General features: G+C 60.9%; 4 protein-coding genes and 1 pseudogene. All 5 read left to right on the plus strand.

The window, feature by feature from the left end; all coding sequences use genetic code 11:
- Nucleotides 1–111: pseudogene (locus ACE04I_RS03770) on the plus strand (MBL fold metallo-hydrolase); the annotation flags it as partial.
- Nucleotides 112–136: 25 nt separating this feature from the next.
- The gene (locus ACE04I_RS03775; protein ID WP_487206642.1) at nucleotides 137–721 is read left to right on the plus strand and encodes a dioxygenase family protein; all 585 of its coding nucleotides are present in this window, start codon (nucleotides 137–139) and stop codon (nucleotides 719–721) included.
- Between the two features lie 100 nt (nucleotides 722–821).
- Nucleotides 822–986, plus strand: a complete 165-nt coding sequence (locus tag ACE04I_RS03780; protein ID WP_487206643.1) for a twin-arginine translocation signal domain-containing protein — start codon at nucleotides 822–824, stop codon at nucleotides 984–986.
- A 33-nt stretch (nucleotides 987–1,019) separates the two neighbouring features.
- Nucleotides 1,020–1,919, plus strand: coding sequence for an aldo/keto reductase (locus ACE04I_RS03785; protein WP_487206646.1), 900 nt, complete (start codon nucleotides 1,020–1,022; stop codon nucleotides 1,917–1,919).
- A gap of 642 nt (nucleotides 1,920–2,561) precedes the next feature.
- A complete protein-coding gene (locus ACE04I_RS03790) occupies nucleotides 2,562–3,110 on the plus strand; it encodes a hypothetical protein (protein WP_487206644.1) in 549 nt (182 codons plus the stop codon).
- Nucleotides 3,111–3,139 lie beyond the last annotated feature (29 nt).

Raw genomic sequence — 3,139 nt, forward strand, 5'->3', positions numbered from 1 at the left:
CCCCCAGACCGGCTCCTGGTTCTCGGCTTCCACTATCCGTTCCCGGGCCTTGGCCGAATGCTCAAGATCGACGCCGGCTACGCTTGGGTCCCGGTCAACTGGCAGTTCTGATCCGGTGAACCACGGAGGCCCCGCAATGACGACATCAAGGCGCGCACTTCTTTCGGGTTTTCTCGCCATGCCGCTCGTGCCGCTTTCCGGAGCGATCGCCTTCGGACAGGAGGCGCCGTCGCTGCCGCTGACGCGCGCCTGCGCCGATGGAGATGAACCAACGCCCGCCCGTGAGGCCGGTCCGTTCTTCAAGCCGAATTCACCGTTGAAACAGGATCTCTATCCGGATGCGCCGGGCGGCGAGCGCATCACCATCGCCGGCTATGTCCTCGATGATCGCTGCCGCCCAACGCCGCGTAGCCTCGTTGAAATCTGGCAAGCAGATGAAAACGGCGAGTACGATCGTCAAGGCTTCCGATTGCGAGGACATCAGTTCGCCGACGAGCAGGGGCGCTGGTGGTTCAACACCGTCGTGCCGGCGCTCTATCCGGGACGCACGCGACACTTCCATTTCAAAGTTCAACGGCCGGGCGGAGATGTTCTGACGACGCAGCTCTTCTTTCCGGGCGAGCCGGGCAATGCGCACGATCGGATCTTCGATGAAACGCTGCTCATGACGATCAGCCCCGCGGGCGACGGTCAGTTCGCACGCTTCGACTTCGTGGTCTGAGCCAAGGGTATTTCAGCCGACCAGGTCGCGCTCGTCACCGGCCCGCCCGGCCAGGGCGCGCCGAGATCCGTGCATGAGCTTACAAAGAGGAGACTATTGCATGAGCGAACAGCAGGTTTCTGGTTTCAGCCGGCGCGGCTTCATCGGTGCTTTAGGCACGGGAGCCGCCATACTGGGTTCAACACCTTTCTTTTCCGGGATGGCCCACGCCCAAGGTCAACCGAGCGCGCCGGCGACGGCCTCCATGACATCTGCACGAACATGAACGATTCCGAGAACGGAGCAGCCCCTCACCACACTGGGTCTCGGCACCTTCCTGACCTTTGACGCACTGCCGGGCGATGATCGCAAGAATCTGGGGGAGGTCTTTCGGCGCTATGTGGCGGGCGGCGGCCGGGTCGTCGACACGTCGCCCCTCTACGGGTCGGCGGAAGTCTCTGTTGGCGCATTTCTCGCAGGCACACCGGAGGCATCCGAGATTTTCGTCGCCAACAAAATCTGGTCGACCGGCGAATATCTCGGCGACGAGAGCCATGCCGTGGCAAGCTTCGAGCAGTCGAGGCTGCGCATCTGGCGCGACACGATCGACCTCATGCAGTGCCACAGCATCGTCAACGCCCCGGTCGTCCTGCCCCTCATGCGGGCATGGAAGAAGGAAGGTCGCATTCGCTACGTCGGCGTGACCCACCATGAAACCGGCGCGCAGGATCAACTCGCCGAGCTCGTCGAGCGTGGCGGTGTCGATTTCATTCAGACAAACTACTCGATCTTCAACCGCAGCGCCGAGCGCCGCCTGTTGCCGGCCGCCGCCGACCGCGGGGTCGGCGTCCTCATCAACCTTCCGCTCGAAAAGGCCCGCCTGATGAAGGTGGTGGAAGGGCGCTCGCTGCCGGACTTCGCGCGGGAATTTGAAGCCGCGACCTGGGCGCAGTTTTTCCTCAAGTGGATCATGGCGCATCCGGCGGTCACGACCGTGCTGTGTGGCACGTCAAACCCGGAGCATGCCGAGGACAATGTCCAGGCCATGTACGGGCCCCTGCCGGACGGGTCGATGCGCCGGCGCATGGTGCAGCATATGGAGACGATCCCGGGTTTCGCCGATATAGGGCGGATGCCCTGGTATCCCGGCAAGGATGCCCAGTATCAAGGACTGATCCGGGCGGCACAGGCAACAGCTCGCGCTCGTATGGGCCAATGAGCTTTGGAATTCGAAAAGCGGAGGATCTTGGAGCGCTATGGAGCAGACATGGTTCCGGTCGCCACCTGAGACGGCGCGCCAAGGGCCGCCATTGCCCTCCTCCTACGCTCTATCTGCAGAGGGGCGGGTATTGCTCGATTGCAAAATATTTTTCTAATTCCGCTGAGAAGCGGGCTTTTGTTTCGGTGACAGGCTTCTTTCCGTTTGTGGCGGGCTCGTTTGGTTCGATCAATTCCCGTTCCTCCTCACTCTTCGGGTTATGAGCCTGACGAGAATCCGAGGGAGGTTGCTGGGGTGGTCGCCTTTTTGGTTAGTCGGCGCGCGGCGCTTGCGGTAGAACGCAGAAAGCCCGCGCGTGGCGGGCTTTGAGTGGATTTCTTGGATGATTTGGTTGCGGGGGGAGGGCTTTTGGAGTTTTCTGTGCCGCTGGGTGGGTTGGCCTCCTTGCGGGCGCTGAGGGGCTAAAATCTCGACCGGCTAGCAAACAAAAAGCCCGCGCGAGGCGGGCTTTTTTGTTTGGTTGCGGGGGCAGGATTTGAACCTGCGGCCTTCAGGTTATGGTCCGCAGGACGAGGAGCTACCATCGCCAGCGAAGATGAAGTCTTCGCGCCAGCGATCGATAACAAGAGATTTCAGGAGGACTTGGTTGCGGGGGCAGGATTTGAACCTGCGGCCTTCAGGTTATGGTCCGCAGGACGAGGAGCTACCATCGCCAGCGAAGATGAAGTCTTCGCGCCAGCGATCGATAACAAGAGATTTCAGGAGGACTTGGTTGCGGGGGCAGGATTTGAACCTGCGGCCTTCAGGTTATGGTCCGCAGGACGAGGAGCTACCATCGCCAGCGAAGATGAAGTCTTCGCGCCAGCGATCGATAACAAGAGATTTCAGGAGGACTTGGTTGCGGGGGCAGGATTTGAACCTGCGGCCTTCAGGTTATGGTCCGCAGGACGAGGAGCTACCATCGCCAGCGAAGATGAAGTCTTCGCGCCAGCGATCGATAACAAGAGATTTCAGGAGGACTTGGTTGCGGGGGCAGGATTTGAACCTGCGGCCTTCAGGTTATGGTCCGCAGGACGAGGAGCTACCATCGCCAGCGAAGATGAAGTCTTCGCGCCAGCGATCGATAACAAGAGATTTCAGGAGGACTTGGTTGCGGGGGCAGGATTTGAACCTGCGGCCTTCAGGTTATGAGCCTGACGAGCTACCGGGCTGCTCCACCC

Source organism: Rhizobium moroccans (assembly GCF_057559155.1).